Genomic DNA, 13,704 nt, shown 5'->3' on the forward strand with positions numbered 1-13,704 from the left:
ATGAATGCTTGAGATAATCTAAGTCTCTGTTGTAACCCTTTTTCACCTTTAGAGTAGTTCTTATCAGCTTGATAGGTGTATGTAGCTGAATACAGCTATTTTATTCTTCTATTGTTATTTAGTAATCCAGCTAAAGTAATAAGTTGTAACAATGCTACTTTTCAGGAGATGGCAGTAGAGACGGTTTCCAGCCGTCACAATTTCTATAGAATCCATCCCCTGTTTAAAAAGCCCTTGAAACTGGTCTGTGGTCGTCTATAAGGCACTTGTGTTAGGATTTGAGAGTGTTTTCTCATTTTTGATTATCACAAAGGCTCAAAGCTTTATATTGGAGAATCCCTTACATGACGAGTAGTTACAGTGCCGATCAGATTCAAGTTCTGGAAGGTCTCGAAGCGGTGCGAAAACGCCCAGGGATGTACATTGGTTCTACTGGCCCAAGGGGACTGCACCATTTAGTTTACGAGGTGGTAGACAACTCCATTGATGAGGCTCTGGCTGGTTATTGCAAGCATATAGAAGTTGATATCAATGCCGATGGTTCCGTTACTGTTACAGACGACGGACGAGGCATTCCTACCGGCATCGTTGCCAAGACTGGCAAATCGGGAATAGAAACGGTAATGACGGTGCTTCACGCCGGGGGTAAGTTTGGTGGCGGCGGCTATAAGGTGTCTGGAGGGTTGCACGGCGTTGGGGTTTCTGTGGTCAACGCTCTGTCTGAATGGGTAGAGGTGACGGTTTGGCGCGAGAAGCGGATACACACCCAGCGCTATGAGCGAGGCACCGCTGTTACTGAACTGGTAGCCAAGCCCTATAAGGAACAGGAAGCTCGAACTGGCACATCGGTTAGTTTCATGCCAGACACGGAAATCTTCACAACTGGCATTGAGTTTGATTACACGACCTTAGCGGGGCGTCTGCGGGAACTGGCGTACCTAAATGCGGGTGTTCGGATGACCTTTACTGACAACCGAGTTACCCCAGCGCGAGTAGAAACTTACCACTATGAGGGGGGGATTCAGGAATATGTTGCGTACATGAACCGTGAGAAGGAGCCTCTGCACCAGGAAATCATCTTTATTCAAGGGGAGCGTAACGGCATCCAAATCGAAGTCGCATTGCAGTGGTGCGTTGATGCCTACAGCGATAACCTCTTAGGTTTTGCGAATAACATCCGCACGATTGATGGTGGGACTCATTTGGAGGGGCTAAAGGCGGTATTGACGCGGACGATGAATGCGATCGCACGCAAGCGCAACAAAATTAAAGAGAATGAAGCTAACCTGGGTGGTGAGAATGTGCGGGAGGGATTGACGGGTGTTATTTCTGTTAAAGTCCCCGATCCAGAGTTTGAAGGTCAAACCAAGACCAAACTAGGGAATACCGAAGTTCGGGGAATTGTGGATTCTTTGGTGGGAGAGGTATTAACAGAATATCTGGAATTCCGCCCCAACGTAGCAGATGCTGTCTTAGACAAAGCGATCCAAGCTTTTAAAGCGGCTGAAGCGGCTCGTCGTGCGCGGGACTTGGTCCGCCGTAAGTCTGTTCTGGAGTCTTCACCTTTACCGGGTAAGTTAGCCGATTGCAGTTCTCGTGACCCCTCAGAATCGGAAATCTTTATCGTAGAAGGGGATAGTGCTGGTGGTTCCGCCAAGCAAGGAAGGGATCGTCAATTTCAAGCCATTCTGCCCCTGCGCGGCAAAATCCTCAACATTGAGAAAACCGACGACGCCAAAATTTACAAGAACACAGAAATTCAGGCGTTAATTACAGCCCTTGGTTTGGGCATCAAAGGTGACGAGTTTGATCCCTCGCAATTACGCTACCACCGGATTGTGATTATGACTGATGCCGATGTTGATGGGGCGCACATCCGCACACTGTTGTTGACCTTCTTCTATCGCTATCAACGGGCGCTTGTGGATCAGGGCTACATCTATATTGCTTGCCCTCCACTTTATAAAGTAGAGCGGGGACGCAGTCATTACTACTGCTATAGCGATCGCGAACTCAACAATCTAATCCAACACGAGTTTCCCTCCAATGCCAGTTACACCATCCAACGCTTCAAAGGCTTGGGTGAAATGATGCCAACTCAATTGTGGGAAACTACGATGAATCCAGGCACGCGCACCTTAAAGCGGGTAGAAATTGAGGATGCAGCAGAAGCGGATCGCGTCTTTACGGTGCTCATGGGCGATCGCGTCGGACCGCGCCGTGAATTCATCGAAACCTACGGTTCCCGCCTCAACCTCACCGATCTGGATATCTAACCACTTCCTTTTTCCAATAAATTGAAGTCAAGCAATGGGGGGCTTATTCCCATCAGCCCCTCCACTTCCATGAGAAACTGAGAAATTCTACTGAATCTTATCAAATAAGGTTAATTGACCGTAATAGAGTGATGCCCAAACTTTCTCAAGGCAAGCGAAAGAAAGCCTTCGGTGCGAGTATGCTCACAAGTTGATGTTAGAGTATGCGCTTTCCTTGTGTCTGACGAAATTCTTGAGCTGTGGCAAATAATGTATCAATTCAAACACATAACTATAATTTAAGCAAAAAATCTTAACCTCAGTTCTCATTAAATCAGTATATTCTAACAATTTGGAAAAGCTTTAACTCTTTTGTAAGAAACAACACACAGCCGTCAACTTTAAGGACAGGATAATTTAGCATGAGTAGCAATTTAGCCACCAAGCTGCGTGAGGGTACCAAAAAAGCTCACACGATGGCGGAAAATGTGGGGTTTGTCAAATGCTTTTTGAAAGGAGTCGTTGAGAAAACCTCGTACCGGAAGCTGGTATCAAACCTCTACTTCGTCTACTCGGCGATGGAAGAAGAGATGGATCGCCACAGCACACACCCAATTCTCTCCAAAATTTACTTCCCCCAGCTCAACCGGAAAAACAGCCTAGAGCAGGACTTGTACTTCTACTACGGTTCTAACTGGCGAGAGCAAGTAGCTCCTTCAAAAGCCGCTCAAGACTACGTGCAACAGATTCGGAACATATCTGCCACACAGCCAGAATTGTTAGTTGCCCACTCCTATACTCGTTACATCGGTGACTTATCCGGTGGACAGATTCTCAAAAAGATCGCTCAACGGGCTATGAATTTAGCGGAAGGGCAGGGCACCGCTTTCTATGAATTCCCAGAAATTCCGGATGAGAAAGCCTTTAAAGCGAACTATCGGCAAGCACTCAATGAGTTACCCATTGATGAGACCACAGCAGATCGGATTGTGGATGAAGCCAATGCTACCTTTGGCATGAACATGAAACTGTTCCAGGAGTTGGAAGGTAACCTGATCAAAGCCATTGGTCAGATGCTGTTTAACACCCTGACACGCCGTCGCACAGCCGGCAGTACGGAACTGGCAACCGCCGAATAGACAACCCGAATAGACAACCCTCACTATTGGCGTTGCTAATTTAAGGAATAATTAGGTACGGCAGCTAAGAGAAAGGAACGCTGAGACATTAGCCCCTGAGGTTGAGCAGCGGGACGCGCTCCACAAATCCTGGGAAAGCGCACTTCACTAACACTCTTGCTAGAGCTACATTGGCCTAATCATCCCTTAATTCAGTAACGCCTCAATTATTTAAAGCTCAAGAGTACTCACTGGGTGCTTTTTTGGGATGTACGCCTCTTGCCCCAAACTACCCCTTGTAAAGTGAAGTATTGTAATACCTCTTATTAAGGCCTCGCCAGCTTTGTGACTCTTCCCAACCCTCACAATCCGGCTTATGAGTATTAGCCGACAAGGAAGAGTGTCAGCGTGAGATTTGCAGAACGTAACAAATCTTTAACAAAAAAATTCAGCTTATTGAAATAATATTTTTATTGGTGTAATACGCGTCATACGAATTCGTATGACACTTTGAGAGGCCTCACAGAACGAAAAACGTGGGCTGGCAACCGCAGTCCTCTTGCTTCAGCCCACTTTCTTTCCTCCAAGCGTTATACCCACAAATCTTCATTGACCCATCTGCCCTAAATCGTTATGGAGCTTTATTCATGATCTAAACAATTTTTAAAATCACCCTAGAATTTACACACCTCTGAGGCAGGGCTGAAATCGGGCAAGCTTATAGTGATAACAAAATTTAAGTTACATGGTGTCACTGGCTGCCTGCAAAAGAGAGTCAGGCCATTTTCAGAGTTTTTTGGAGTGGCAATCCTCCCAGAAAGCTCTATCAAAATAGACAAGCAGACAGCCTCTAGTTGAAGAACAACTTTAATAACACATCGGCTTAAGACAAGCTTCGGTGGTTCATATAGTCAATAAGAAAATCCTAGTACCCCATTGGAGACGGCGGAACCTGGGTTTAAAGAAGGCTAAATAAAAAAAGTTTTCTACTTCAATGTGGAGCTTTACATGGCGAAAAAAAATCACCATGTCATAGTTTTTTTGTCTAAAAATTTTGTGTAAATTTGATACCTTTACGCTCAAGCTAAAGATTATTCAAGATTATCTTTACAATAAATTTATATAAAATCATTAAAATATAGAAAGATAATCATGACGCAATCCTTACAGCAAAAGGATTTTATGCCCAAAATAGTCTATATGTACTACTAGTTTAAATATTTTTATTTCAAAAATTGTTCGTAGGTACTGGATCTCTTTCCCAAAAAAATGCCATTATTAACCAAGTAAAGATATGTAGGATTTGATTGCGAAATTTCTGGAAAGTTTGGATTGCATCTATAAGGATGCCCAAATATGCAGTTTGCATCTATGATTAAGATGTAAATAAGTGTAACTGTTCTTAACAATTTAATTTCGCGATCGCAAAGTCTCCTGTCAGGGTTATCCCCCCTCGACTCGAATAACACTCTTGTCAACCTTTAGCTTCTTGGAGCAATTACTTATCATGTCTAAGATCGTCGAAGAAATCCGAACCGCTACCGCAACCGTTGATTTTCCACTTCCCTCCATCCGGAAAACTTGCATTTCGACTTTTGTCGGAAATGGCGGCAATATTCCTGATGGTTACGGCAGCTTTCAGGATGACATTGTCATTACAGAAAACTTCACTCTCACTTCAGTAAGTGTTGCGCTAGAAAACCTTGCCCACACATGGGTTGGCGACCTCACCGTGCGCTTGCGTCACTTGGAAAGTGATACGGTGGTTGAGCTGTTCCGCCGACCGGGTCAACCTTACTTCTCTTCCAGTGGCTATAGCAATGACCTCAAGGGCGACTACATCTTCAGCGATAACAACACCTGCAAATTTGATGTGGCAGCGGCAGAGAATCCTGTCATCCCAGGTGGCAACTACGCCCCCCTCCAATCTCTCTGTGCGTTTAACAATGTGTCATCCGCTGGTACTTGGCGACTCATCATCACCGATTGCTCTGCGGGTGACTCTGGCTCTCTTGGGTCTTGGAGTCTCAACTTGGAATAGGGATAAAGCGACTGAACTCTGAAGGACCCTGCTTTTTGAATAGAAGAGCAATCTCTCAGGGCTAGGAAGCTAATAGTTGAGTGTACGCACTAAGACTGACTGAAGCTCATAGCTCCAATTCAATATATCGGTTGACAACTCTCATATTTTCTGTGGGAGGGTATAAGAGTGTGTCTGAGGATGGGAAAAGGTCTGGTGAACGACCAACTCCTTATCCATCTCCAGGCATTGGGTTGCCGAGCCAATAGCAACCTGCGGGGCTGAGCTTGTCTGTTCTCAAATCCGTTGAATCGCTCATTAGAACGTAAACACAGAGGGGTTTAAGGGGAGATATCTTTATATTCTCCCCTGCTCCTAGTGCGAGTCCAGCATTAGCGAGCCTGAACAGGGCTTACGTCAGGCATAGCTAAAACTGCCAAGAGCAACACATAGTTACAGCCTCTTCCTTCTTTCTCAATCTTCCGAGGAGAGAAGGTTTTATATGTGCCCTAATTGAAAGCACCAGAGGGAATGAAGACAGATCAAACGACTTACCCAAAATAGGCATTAGCCGAGTTGATGGTGTTACCTCCAAACTTTTTCTCTTTACCTGTAATCCTGTATGCTGTTGCAACCCTGATAGCGTAGCTCATCACTACACAGATAAAACCAAAGCCTGTCAACCTAAAGCTTCTGGCGCATGAAACTATAATTTGAGCCAAGTAAGCGTCGAAGTCAAAATGCACCCAAACGAATGTCGTATTTAACCTGATCCCTTATTTAGGTAACTGTTCTTAAGGGATTATTATTCTACTATAATTCTTGTTATCAAAGCAATACAAAAGCAAGGGTTCGTTTTGAGTAGCATTACAAGAAATCAATATTTCGTGTAGAGAGAATAAAGCTTATGTCATAAGTTATGCCAGAAGGGAGTTTCTTCACAACCTCTTCACAGGCTTTGTCTACTTTAAGAAATAGAGTTTCGTGATACTTGTGCAACTAGCACACTGAATCGTAGTGCAAAGTGCTTGGTGAGGCATCCCTTTTTAAGGATTTCTTTCCCACACGATGTTAGTACTCCTATTACTTCGCAAAACTTACAGCTTTTTGGTTCACCAAGTCAGGACGTGGTAAAACATAAATATTTGGTTTGGCAACGTAGAATTTTACTGGCTGGTGTTGCTGGTGTGTGCAGTTCTCTGATTCATTTACTCATATCAATAAAAGCGCCCGCACAGCAAGCTGTTTTGCCATCACCTGTTGAGTCAATGCAGCACTCGCTTACCTTTTCCGTACCGTCGAGGTTTCGAGGCAGAATCATTAGGCAGGTAGCTTGGCGCAGTGAAGAGAAAGCGATCGCTCTTACCTTTGATGATGGTCCTTGGCCTAAGACTACGTCCCAAATCCTAGATATCCTTAAGGAAAATAATATTAAAGCAACGTTTTTCTTAATCGGTCACAATCTCAAAAACTTACCCCAGATTGGGCAACGAGTAGTAGCTGAAGGTCATGCGATCGGCAACCATACCTGGCATCACTGGCATCGCCCAATGGATGAGTTTACGGCTATGCGTGAAATTGAGGACACAGCTATGCTCCTTCAGAAAACAACCGGCGTTAAAACCGAGTTGTTTCGCCCCCCCAACGGCTTTCTCTATAATGGATTGGCTGACTATGCCCTTAAGCATAAAGATGTGGTTGTAACGTGGTCAGTTGATTCTGGCGACTGGCAAAAGGGTAGCCTGTCTGTGGAATGGTTGGTTAAGCGTGTTGTGGAGAAAGCTAAACCAGGAGCAATCATATTAATGCATGATGGCGGTGGCGATCGCTCAAGAACAGTGAAGGCATTACCAAAAATTATTAGCCAACTGATGCAGCGCGGTTACACATTCGTGACTGTGCCTGAAATGTTGCAGATAAAAGACAAAGAACTGACTAAAAAACCTAAAGCTTGATTTTCGCGATTGCCTCTAGCGGCGTTGATATTGTTCCAAAATGTCCTGGAGTCTGGTTGGTAATGCAAAATCTCCAAATTGATATGCCGAATTCGTGAACAGCGAAAATCTTGAACGTATCTCAGGGGCTAAAGTTGACCTAGGGCAGTAACGATAAGACTTTTGTTGAGAGAGTTCTGCGTGACGAACCAACAGTCACTCAAGCTATGTATGGAGGAGTCAAAGATGGATTCAACTTTAGCAATAGGGTTGAATATCTTCACCACACTGATCAGCTAAGAAACAAAGAGCGCGAAAACGTAAGCCGACCAATTGCTCGTAGAACGGATTCAGTTTGCACAAGGGAGGAATATGCCCGAGCTTACAACCAAATATCATAATATCGCGCTCAAATGGACACTGAGCTGGAATCAGCCTAGCCATAACTCGAGCCATTTCAGGGTCATTAACCTGGATTTGGTCGAGCCATTGGCGTAGTCGCTGCAATACATTGAATGAGAGCTTAGGCATTCGATTGCCTCTAGCAGATTGGAAATTTTCGTCACCATTGGTTACTAAGCCAGTTAGGGCGTTAGGCTCATGATTTGTGTATATAGCATTCATAGGTTTTCCCTCAGGTTGGGTCAATAATTTAACGGACTTGAGCGTCAATTTTAGTGAGCCAGTAGCTACCCAAAGAGATATAGCTTTAGGAGGCTAGTCCATCAACATCTAGTTAAGAGGAATGAGTACAAGAAATTGATTTATGTTTTCTTATTTTATATAAGAAAAAGCGAAGCTTGTACTTAGCTACTCCAAAAATTACTAATAGTCATCATATAAAGTAGCTATATCTACTGTCTGTTATTCCTGAGTAAAAATATCAGTACCCCAAGGGGTAACTTTTTGCTTTGCTAATTATTGCTGCTATGACTTGGGAGGGAGCGAGGCGAGCAATAAAACTAAGTTTTTTCACCTTTAGTCGCACTTGTTTTGTGTATATCAAATTACTTTTTTGCTTGATGTCAGAGTTAAATTTGACATAAAAAAGAGAGCAGGCTTCTGGCTTGCTCTACAAAAAAGTGATTCTTGCGGGGGTTGGGAGCTGGCCCAACCCATCGATTCCGATAAATTTTACTTCACGCTAACCTTTGCGCCTGCTTCTTCCAACTGCTTCTTGGCATCTTCAGCTGCATCCTTGGCAATCCCTTCTTTAACGGGTTTGGGCGCTGCTTCTACCAAATCTTTGGCTTCCTTCAGACCCAAGCCGGTTAGTGTCCGTACCACCTTCAGAATGGCAATCTTCTTATCAGCAGGAACGTCTTCGAGAATGACATCAAATTCAGTTTGTTCTTCGACTTCTTCAGCAGGAGCCGCTCCACCAGCACCCGGAGCCATCATCATCATGCCACCGACTGGGGCAGCGGCGCTCACGCCGAAGGTTTCTTCGATTTGCTTAACCAGCTCAGCGGCTTCGAGTAAGGTTAGGGATTTGAGTTTTTCGAGAATTTCATCGGTTGTAGCAGACATTGGTAAACTCCTTTGAGATTAGTTTTATCACTCGCCCACGCCAGTGGGCAATCTTAACATTGGGAACTCCCGATGTCCCCAATCACGGTTTTAGGCCGCTTCGCTATCGGAACTGCCTTTCTCTTTGTCCGCGATCGCCTGAAGGCATCGGCCCAGCGAAGCAGGAACCTCGTTAATACTGACAGCAACCTTAGTTGTCACCGCATTAATTGCCCCAGCAATTTGGGCAATCAACTGTTCCTTCGAGGGAAGGTCACCAATGGCCTTGACTTGAGCTTCGTTCAAGGCGCGGCCTTCCATCACACCGCCCCTGAGTTCGGTCTTCTTAGCGGCTTTCTGGAAGTCTTGGTAAGCCTTAATGGCACCGCCAATGTCGTCTTTGACCAGAATGAAAGCGGATGAACCGGAAAGAAATTCCGTTAGCGGTTGCCATTTGGCATCCTCCCCGATCGCACGCCGCATTAGCGTGTTCTTGGTCACCTTACAGACAGTGCCTGTTGGGCGCAGACGCCTGCGTAAGTCTGAGATTTCAGCAACAGTTAGCCCTTGGTAGTTGATCACAAAAGCTAGCTGAGACTCACTCAAGGTTTGCTTGAGTTCCGCTACAACTTCTTGTTTACTTTCAAGTGTTCTGCCCATCGTTCGTTCACCTCCTTGATCAAGTTGCAGGTTGAAGGTTAGTTACAGGTTGCAGGTAACGCGATTGCAGGTTTAAACAAGCATGAGCTTTCAACTTTCAACCTCCAAACCTTCAACGTTCTAGCCTTCAACCCTTGACCGAAACAAAACCCCGGACGCCATGCCGGGGTTTCACTTCGTATTTCGGACGCCACATCATTTCTATGAATGTTGGCGACACGAGAGATACTGAGCACATTGACCTCGGCAGGATATTAAGCCATTTGCACCTGCTGTCTTTGGCACAAGCCTGATTTAATTTTTTCGCCTGGAATTTTGAATCAGTCTAAACCTCAAATTTCAAGTTTAGGCCGCTTCACCGACCTTCATATCGCGCAGGGCGTTCACATCGACTTGAATCGATGGTCCCATTGTTGCAGATACATACACAGTACGCCAATAGCGACCCTTGGCTCCTGAAGGACGGTTGCGGTCAATTGTTTCCTGCAAGGCTTTGAGATTCACTAGCAGGTCTTCAGCGCTAAAGGATGCTTTACCAAACAAGACATGAACGATGCCAGTGCGGTCAGCCCTAAATTCTAGTTTACCAGCTTTGAATTCTTGAATCGCCTGGGCTAGATCGAAAGTGACGGTTCCACCTTTGGGAGAAGGCATCAGACCTCTTGGACCCAAAAGACGCCCTAATTTTGCCACTTGAGGCATCACATCTGGCGTGGCAATCAGGAGGTCAAAGTCCATCATGCCTTTTTGGATTTCGTCAATCAATTCCTCAGAACCGACCAAGTCAGCACCGGCATTACTTGCTTCCGTAACTTTTTCGCCTCTGGCAATCACCGCTACCCGCACGGTTTGACCTGTTCCTTTGGGTAGCGCTACGGTGGTCCGCAGTTGTTGGTCGGTGTACTTCGGGTCAATTCCCAAGCGGATATGTGCTTCCGCTGATTCCGGGAACTTGGCCGTCGCTGTTTCTTTTAAGAGATTAAGTGCTTCTAAGGGATCATAAGGTCGATCCTCGACCTTTTTTTGCAGTTCCTGTAGTCGGCGTGATAGCTTTCTCGTCATCTGTCTCTCCTGGGGTTACTAACGAAGCTAGCGCTTCTCCCCCGAATCGGGTTTACAACTAATTGTTTTGGCGTGAATTTTAAAGGGAGCGCATTAATCTGCGATCGCCACACCCATATTACGGGCAGTCCCTTCTACAATTTTCATTGCAGCCTCAATATCATTGGCATTGAGGTCGGGCATTTTCGTCTGAGCGATTTCTTGAAGTTGCGCCCGTGTAATTGTCCCAACCTTCTGTTTGTTGGGTTGACTCGCTCCTTTGGGAATTCCTGCTGCCTTTTGAATCAGCACCGATGCGGGTGGGGTTTTGAGAATAAACGTAAAGCTACGATCCTCAAAAACAGAAATTTCGACCGGCACGACCATTCCCGCTTGGTCAGCTGTTTTGGCGTTGTATTCCTTACAAAACGCCATAATGTTTACCCCGTGTTGACCCAATGCTGGGCCAACGGGCGGGGCAGGGTTGGCTTTCCCCGCTGGGAGAGCCAACTTTATCATTGCAACTACTTTTTTTGCCATTTCTAGCTAGTTTTTTGAACCTGGTTGAATTCCAATTCTACTGGTGTATCTCGCCCAAAAATCGAGAGTAACGCCTTCAGCTTGCTCCTTTCGGGGCTAACTTCAATCACCTCGCCTTCAAAATCTTTAAACGGACCCGAAAGCACCACGATTTTGTCTCCAACTGCCATATCAACTTTGACAACCGGCTCTTGCTCCTGGGCTTGCTTGAAGATCCGTTCGACTTCTCCGAGACTTAGTGGCACGGGTTTAACATGTCCCCGCCCCCGTCCGTAGCGACGTTTTTGTTCTGCCCCAACAAAATTAATCACATTTGGTGTGTTTTTGACAACCTGCCAGGTGTCATCATCCATCACCATTTGCACTAATACATAGCCAGGGAAGACTTTTTCTTCTGAGTGTTGCCGAGAACCATCCTTCCGGATTTTTACCGTCGGCGTCTGCGGAATCTGCACTCTTAAAATTCGGTCAGCCACATCCAGGGTTTGAATGCGCTGTTCCAAGTTGGTCTTGACGCGCTTCTCACAGCCAGAGGCGACCTGAACCGCATACCAGTTGGCGGTTTCACTTTGTTCTGGTTGTTGGTTTGAATCGTTTGATTCGTCTGCCGCAAAACTCATCAGAATACCTGTTTTGATACCCATACAAAGAGACCATCCACCAGATAAATTAAGGTGGCGCTTAGGACTACCATCAGTAGTACAGCTGCTGATTCGCTAATTAACTGCTGCCGACTCGGCCAAACAACTTTACCGAGTTCTTCTTTGGTGTCATCAAAGAACGTTTTTACGTTAAACCCGGATTCAGTCTCTTGAGTTTCTGATTCAGTTTTCGTTTTCTTTGCCACAACCTTAGGTCTCCCCGTCACTCGATATTTCGATGCAAGATGTTTGGATTTATCTGCCCACTCAGTTGTTACTTTGTGGGGGGGCAGGGTGTTTGCCCGGAGAAACCCAATTCCCAAGCCTCCGTTAGCACCGCTTTCAGGTATCTCATCAGGAGATACTTTGCAGCTACTTCCACAACAAGTCTACCTGAATTTTTTTGACTTTTCTGGGAGAAGAGCAGCCAAAATACTGGCTTCAGGCAGAAGCGAAACGTTGTCTTTCTACATTGTATTTATTTTAGAGCGCGCCCTGGAGGACTTGAACCCCCGACATCAGGTTTTGGAGACCTGCGTTCTACCAACTGAACTAAGAGCGCACGGGTGATTGGGGTAGTAATCATAAACCCCTCACTTTATTTAGTTTAGCGCATTAAGGGCGTCAACATAAAGTCAATGCCATGCGAATTTAAGTTAAATTCCCCGATCAAAACGTTGTTTGATGCGAGTGGCTTTACCCACGCGATCGCGCAGATAGAACAACTTCGCCCGACGCACCTTACCTCGACGGACAATTTTGATGCTCTCGACTCGGGGAGAATGGATTAAAAAAACCCGCTCTACGCCCACGCCCTGGAAAACTCGTCGTACTGTTATCGTTTCATTGATGCCACCGTTGCGCATGGCAATGACTGTACCTTCGTAAGGCTGTACCCGTTCTTTGCCACCTTCTCGGATGCGTACCCCAACCCGAACGGTGTCGCCGACATGAATCACCGGAAGATTTGATTTAAGCTGCTCCGCTTCTATGGAGCGGATAATCTCTTGAGCCTTCATGTTTTTCTTATAAAAGTCACAATCTATAATATTAGCCTGTCTAATCATCAGGTGTCTAGATATTAGCGCTAATTTCCCTGGTGTTTACTTCCTCTATAGGAAAAATCTTGTTAAAAAAAATCCCATCACCTTTAAGGGATGGGATGGTTTTTGCCTTACTCAGCTGGTTAGCCAAGTGTGAAGCATTTAGGGATACTGATGAAGAAAAAAAGAAAGCTGCGTGAAGCGTTCGAGTAGCGTTCCCGAAGGGTAGCTATCCCGCAGGGAATCGCTCTCTACATGACTATCTCTTCACCTAGTTCAGCGGAAACGAGACTAAAAGCTAAATGTGGTTCGGATCGTACCAATCAATATGTCATCGTTGCGGCTATCATGACCCGGTGCAGTCAGCCAGATCACGCCCGGAGTGATGAGAATATTGTTGGATAGCTTGAACTTATAGAAGCCTTCAAGATGGAGACTGGTATCGCGATCGCGACGGCTACCTGCTTGTAAGCCAGTAATTTGGTTGGCGAAAGCTAAACTACTTGTACCCGTCAACTTTGGTTCCATACCCACCACAAAGCCGAGGGAACTGCCTTTTGAGCCAAAGTCGTTGATAGAGAGTGTGCCACCATACGACCAGATATCAGCATCACCAAGACCAATGGCTCTCGCAGCAGTATAGTTACCCCAGCCACTCAGAACAAGTTGTGGCGTGAAGGCGAAGGTCGCTTCAAGTCCGTAAGAGTTGCCGACAAGAGGTTTTCCTGTTTGAATCTGAGATGCAATACTCCCTTCGGCATGACGCAGGTTGGAGCGATCATATAAATGAACGTAGGTACCAGCTACGCGGAATTTTTGGGTAGGCTGAAACGTGACTTGACCAAGAGCAAGGAAGTTGCCATCAAAAAGACCAAACTTCTCGTCGGGAACGTTACCATTTTCCGCTAAGTAACCCAAGTCTACTCGGATAGGGCTTTTTCCA

At 45.7% G+C, this 13,704-nt stretch carries 13 protein-coding genes, 1 tRNA gene and 1 other annotated feature; of the genes, 4 read left to right on the forward strand and 10 right to left on the reverse strand.

Annotation, left to right across the window (positions count from 1 at the left end):
- Positions 1-344: 344 nt before the first annotated feature.
- The 4 genes from gyrB to V6C93_RS22660 all read left to right on the forward strand — a co-directional run bounded on the left by gyrB (position 345) and on the right by V6C93_RS22660 (position 7,348).
- Complete coding sequence (gene gyrB / locus V6C93_RS22645) at positions 345-2,276, forward strand: DNA topoisomerase (ATP-hydrolyzing) subunit B (protein WP_333478937.1); 1,932 nt, start codon at positions 345-347, stop codon at positions 2,274-2,276.
- 401 nt (positions 2,277-2,677) lie between these two features.
- The gene (locus tag V6C93_RS22650) at positions 2,678-3,394 is read left to right on the forward strand and encodes a heme oxygenase (biliverdin-producing) (RefSeq protein WP_333478938.1); all 717 of its coding nucleotides are present in this window, start codon (positions 2,678-2,680) and stop codon (positions 3,392-3,394) included.
- A gap of 1,486 nt (positions 3,395-4,880) precedes the next feature.
- Complete coding sequence (locus V6C93_RS22655) at positions 4,881-5,414, forward strand: proprotein convertase P-domain-containing protein (RefSeq protein WP_333478939.1); 534 nt, start codon at positions 4,881-4,883, stop codon at positions 5,412-5,414.
- 1,247 nt (positions 5,415-6,661) lie between these two features.
- On the forward strand, positions 6,662-7,348 hold the full coding sequence (locus V6C93_RS22660; RefSeq protein WP_333478940.1) for a polysaccharide deacetylase family protein: 687 nt from the start codon (positions 6,662-6,664) through the stop codon (positions 7,346-7,348).
- 237 nt (positions 7,349-7,585) lie between these two features.
- On the opposite strand, the gene V6C93_RS22665 is transcribed toward V6C93_RS22660, so the two are convergent.
- The 10 genes from V6C93_RS22665 to V6C93_RS22710 all read right to left on the reverse strand — a co-directional run.
- The gene (locus tag V6C93_RS22665) at positions 7,586-7,951 is read right to left on the reverse strand and encodes a Mo-dependent nitrogenase C-terminal domain-containing protein (RefSeq protein ID WP_333478941.1); all 366 of its coding nucleotides are present in this window, start codon (positions 7,949-7,951) and stop codon (positions 7,586-7,588) included.
- Between the two features lie 510 nt (positions 7,952-8,461).
- A complete protein-coding gene (gene rplL, locus V6C93_RS22670; protein WP_333478942.1) occupies positions 8,462-8,857 on the reverse strand; it encodes a 50S ribosomal protein L7/L12 in 396 nt (131 codons plus the stop codon).
- Positions 8,858-8,947: 90 nt separating this feature from the next.
- On the reverse strand, positions 8,948-9,496 hold the full coding sequence (gene rplJ, locus V6C93_RS22675; protein ID WP_333478943.1) for a 50S ribosomal protein L10: 549 nt from the start codon (positions 9,494-9,496) through the stop codon (positions 8,948-8,950).
- A 134-nt stretch (positions 9,497-9,630) separates the two neighbouring features.
- Positions 9,631-9,796, reverse strand: a sequence feature (ribosomal protein L10 leader region).
- A gap of 45 nt (positions 9,797-9,841) precedes the next feature.
- On the reverse strand, positions 9,842-10,558 hold the full coding sequence (gene rplA / locus V6C93_RS22680) for a 50S ribosomal protein L1 (RefSeq protein WP_333478944.1): 717 nt from the start codon (positions 10,556-10,558) through the stop codon (positions 9,842-9,844).
- Positions 10,559-10,651: 93 nt separating this feature from the next.
- Positions 10,652-11,077: a 50S ribosomal protein L11 gene (gene rplK / locus V6C93_RS22685; RefSeq protein ID WP_015181445.1), complete on the reverse strand. Its 426-nt coding sequence runs from the start codon at positions 11,075-11,077 to the stop codon at positions 10,652-10,654.
- Positions 11,078-11,079: 2 nt separating this feature from the next.
- Positions 11,080-11,697 (reverse strand): transcription termination/antitermination protein NusG, encoded by a 618-nt coding sequence (nusG, locus tag V6C93_RS22690; protein ID WP_349262805.1) that lies wholly within the window; start codon positions 11,695-11,697, stop codon positions 11,080-11,082.
- Positions 11,697-11,924 carry a preprotein translocase subunit SecE gene (secE, locus tag V6C93_RS22695; RefSeq protein WP_333478946.1) on the reverse strand — a complete coding sequence of 76 codons (228 nt, stop codon included), beginning with the start codon at positions 11,922-11,924 and terminating at the stop codon, positions 11,697-11,699. The genes nusG and secE overlap by 1 nt, the downstream gene beginning before the upstream one ends.
- A gap of 283 nt (positions 11,925-12,207) precedes the next feature.
- Positions 12,208-12,280, reverse strand: a tRNA-Trp gene (locus V6C93_RS22700).
- Positions 12,281-12,374: 94 nt separating this feature from the next.
- Positions 12,375-12,737 carry a 50S ribosomal protein L19 gene (gene rplS, locus V6C93_RS22705; RefSeq protein ID WP_333478947.1) on the reverse strand — a complete coding sequence of 121 codons (363 nt, stop codon included), beginning with the start codon at positions 12,735-12,737 and terminating at the stop codon, positions 12,375-12,377.
- 315 nt (positions 12,738-13,052) lie between these two features.
- Positions 13,053-13,704, reverse strand: a 652-nt coding sequence (locus V6C93_RS22710; protein WP_333478948.1) for an iron uptake porin, incomplete at its 5' end; no start/stop codon positions are given.

This window comes from Allocoleopsis sp. (assembly GCF_036703385.1).
Classification (GTDB): domain Bacteria; phylum Cyanobacteriota; class Cyanobacteriia; order Cyanobacteriales; family Coleofasciculaceae; genus Allocoleopsis.

What these genes read in the sequence shown, in the direction of transcription:
- rplJ (WP_333478943.1), bottom strand. Translation starts at nt 9,496, where the DNA reads ATGGGCAGAACACTTGAAAGTAAACAAGAAGTTGTAGCGGAACTCAAG.
- rplA (WP_333478944.1), bottom strand. Translation starts at nt 10,558, where the DNA reads ATGACGAGAAAGCTATCACGCCGACTACAGGAACTGCAAAAAAAGGTC.
- V6C93_RS22655 (WP_333478939.1), top strand. Translation starts at nt 4,881, where the DNA reads ATGTCTAAGATCGTCGAAGAAATCCGAACCGCTACCGCAACCGTTGAT.
- rplL (WP_333478942.1), bottom strand. Translation starts at nt 8,857, where the DNA reads ATGTCTGCTACAACCGATGAAATTCTCGAAAAACTCAAATCCCTAACC.
- V6C93_RS22650 (WP_333478938.1), top strand. Translation starts at nt 2,678, where the DNA reads ATGAGTAGCAATTTAGCCACCAAGCTGCGTGAGGGTACCAAAAAAGCT.
- V6C93_RS22660 (WP_333478940.1), top strand. Translation starts at nt 6,662, where the DNA reads ATGCAGCACTCGCTTACCTTTTCCGTACCGTCGAGGTTTCGAGGCAGA.
- rplS (WP_333478947.1), bottom strand. Translation starts at nt 12,737, where the DNA reads ATGAAGGCTCAAGAGATTATCCGCTCCATAGAAGCGGAGCAGCTTAAA.
- gyrB (WP_333478937.1), top strand. Translation starts at nt 345, where the DNA reads ATGACGAGTAGTTACAGTGCCGATCAGATTCAAGTTCTGGAAGGTCTC.
- nusG (WP_349262805.1), bottom strand. Translation starts at nt 11,697, where the DNA reads ATGAGTTTTGCGGCAGACGAATCAAACGATTCAAACCAACAACCAGAA.
- rplK (WP_015181445.1), bottom strand. Translation starts at nt 11,077, where the DNA reads ATGGCAAAAAAAGTAGTTGCAATGATAAAGTTGGCTCTCCCAGCGGGG.
- V6C93_RS22665 (WP_333478941.1), bottom strand. Translation starts at nt 7,951, where the DNA reads ATGAATGCTATATACACAAATCATGAGCCTAACGCCCTAACTGGCTTA.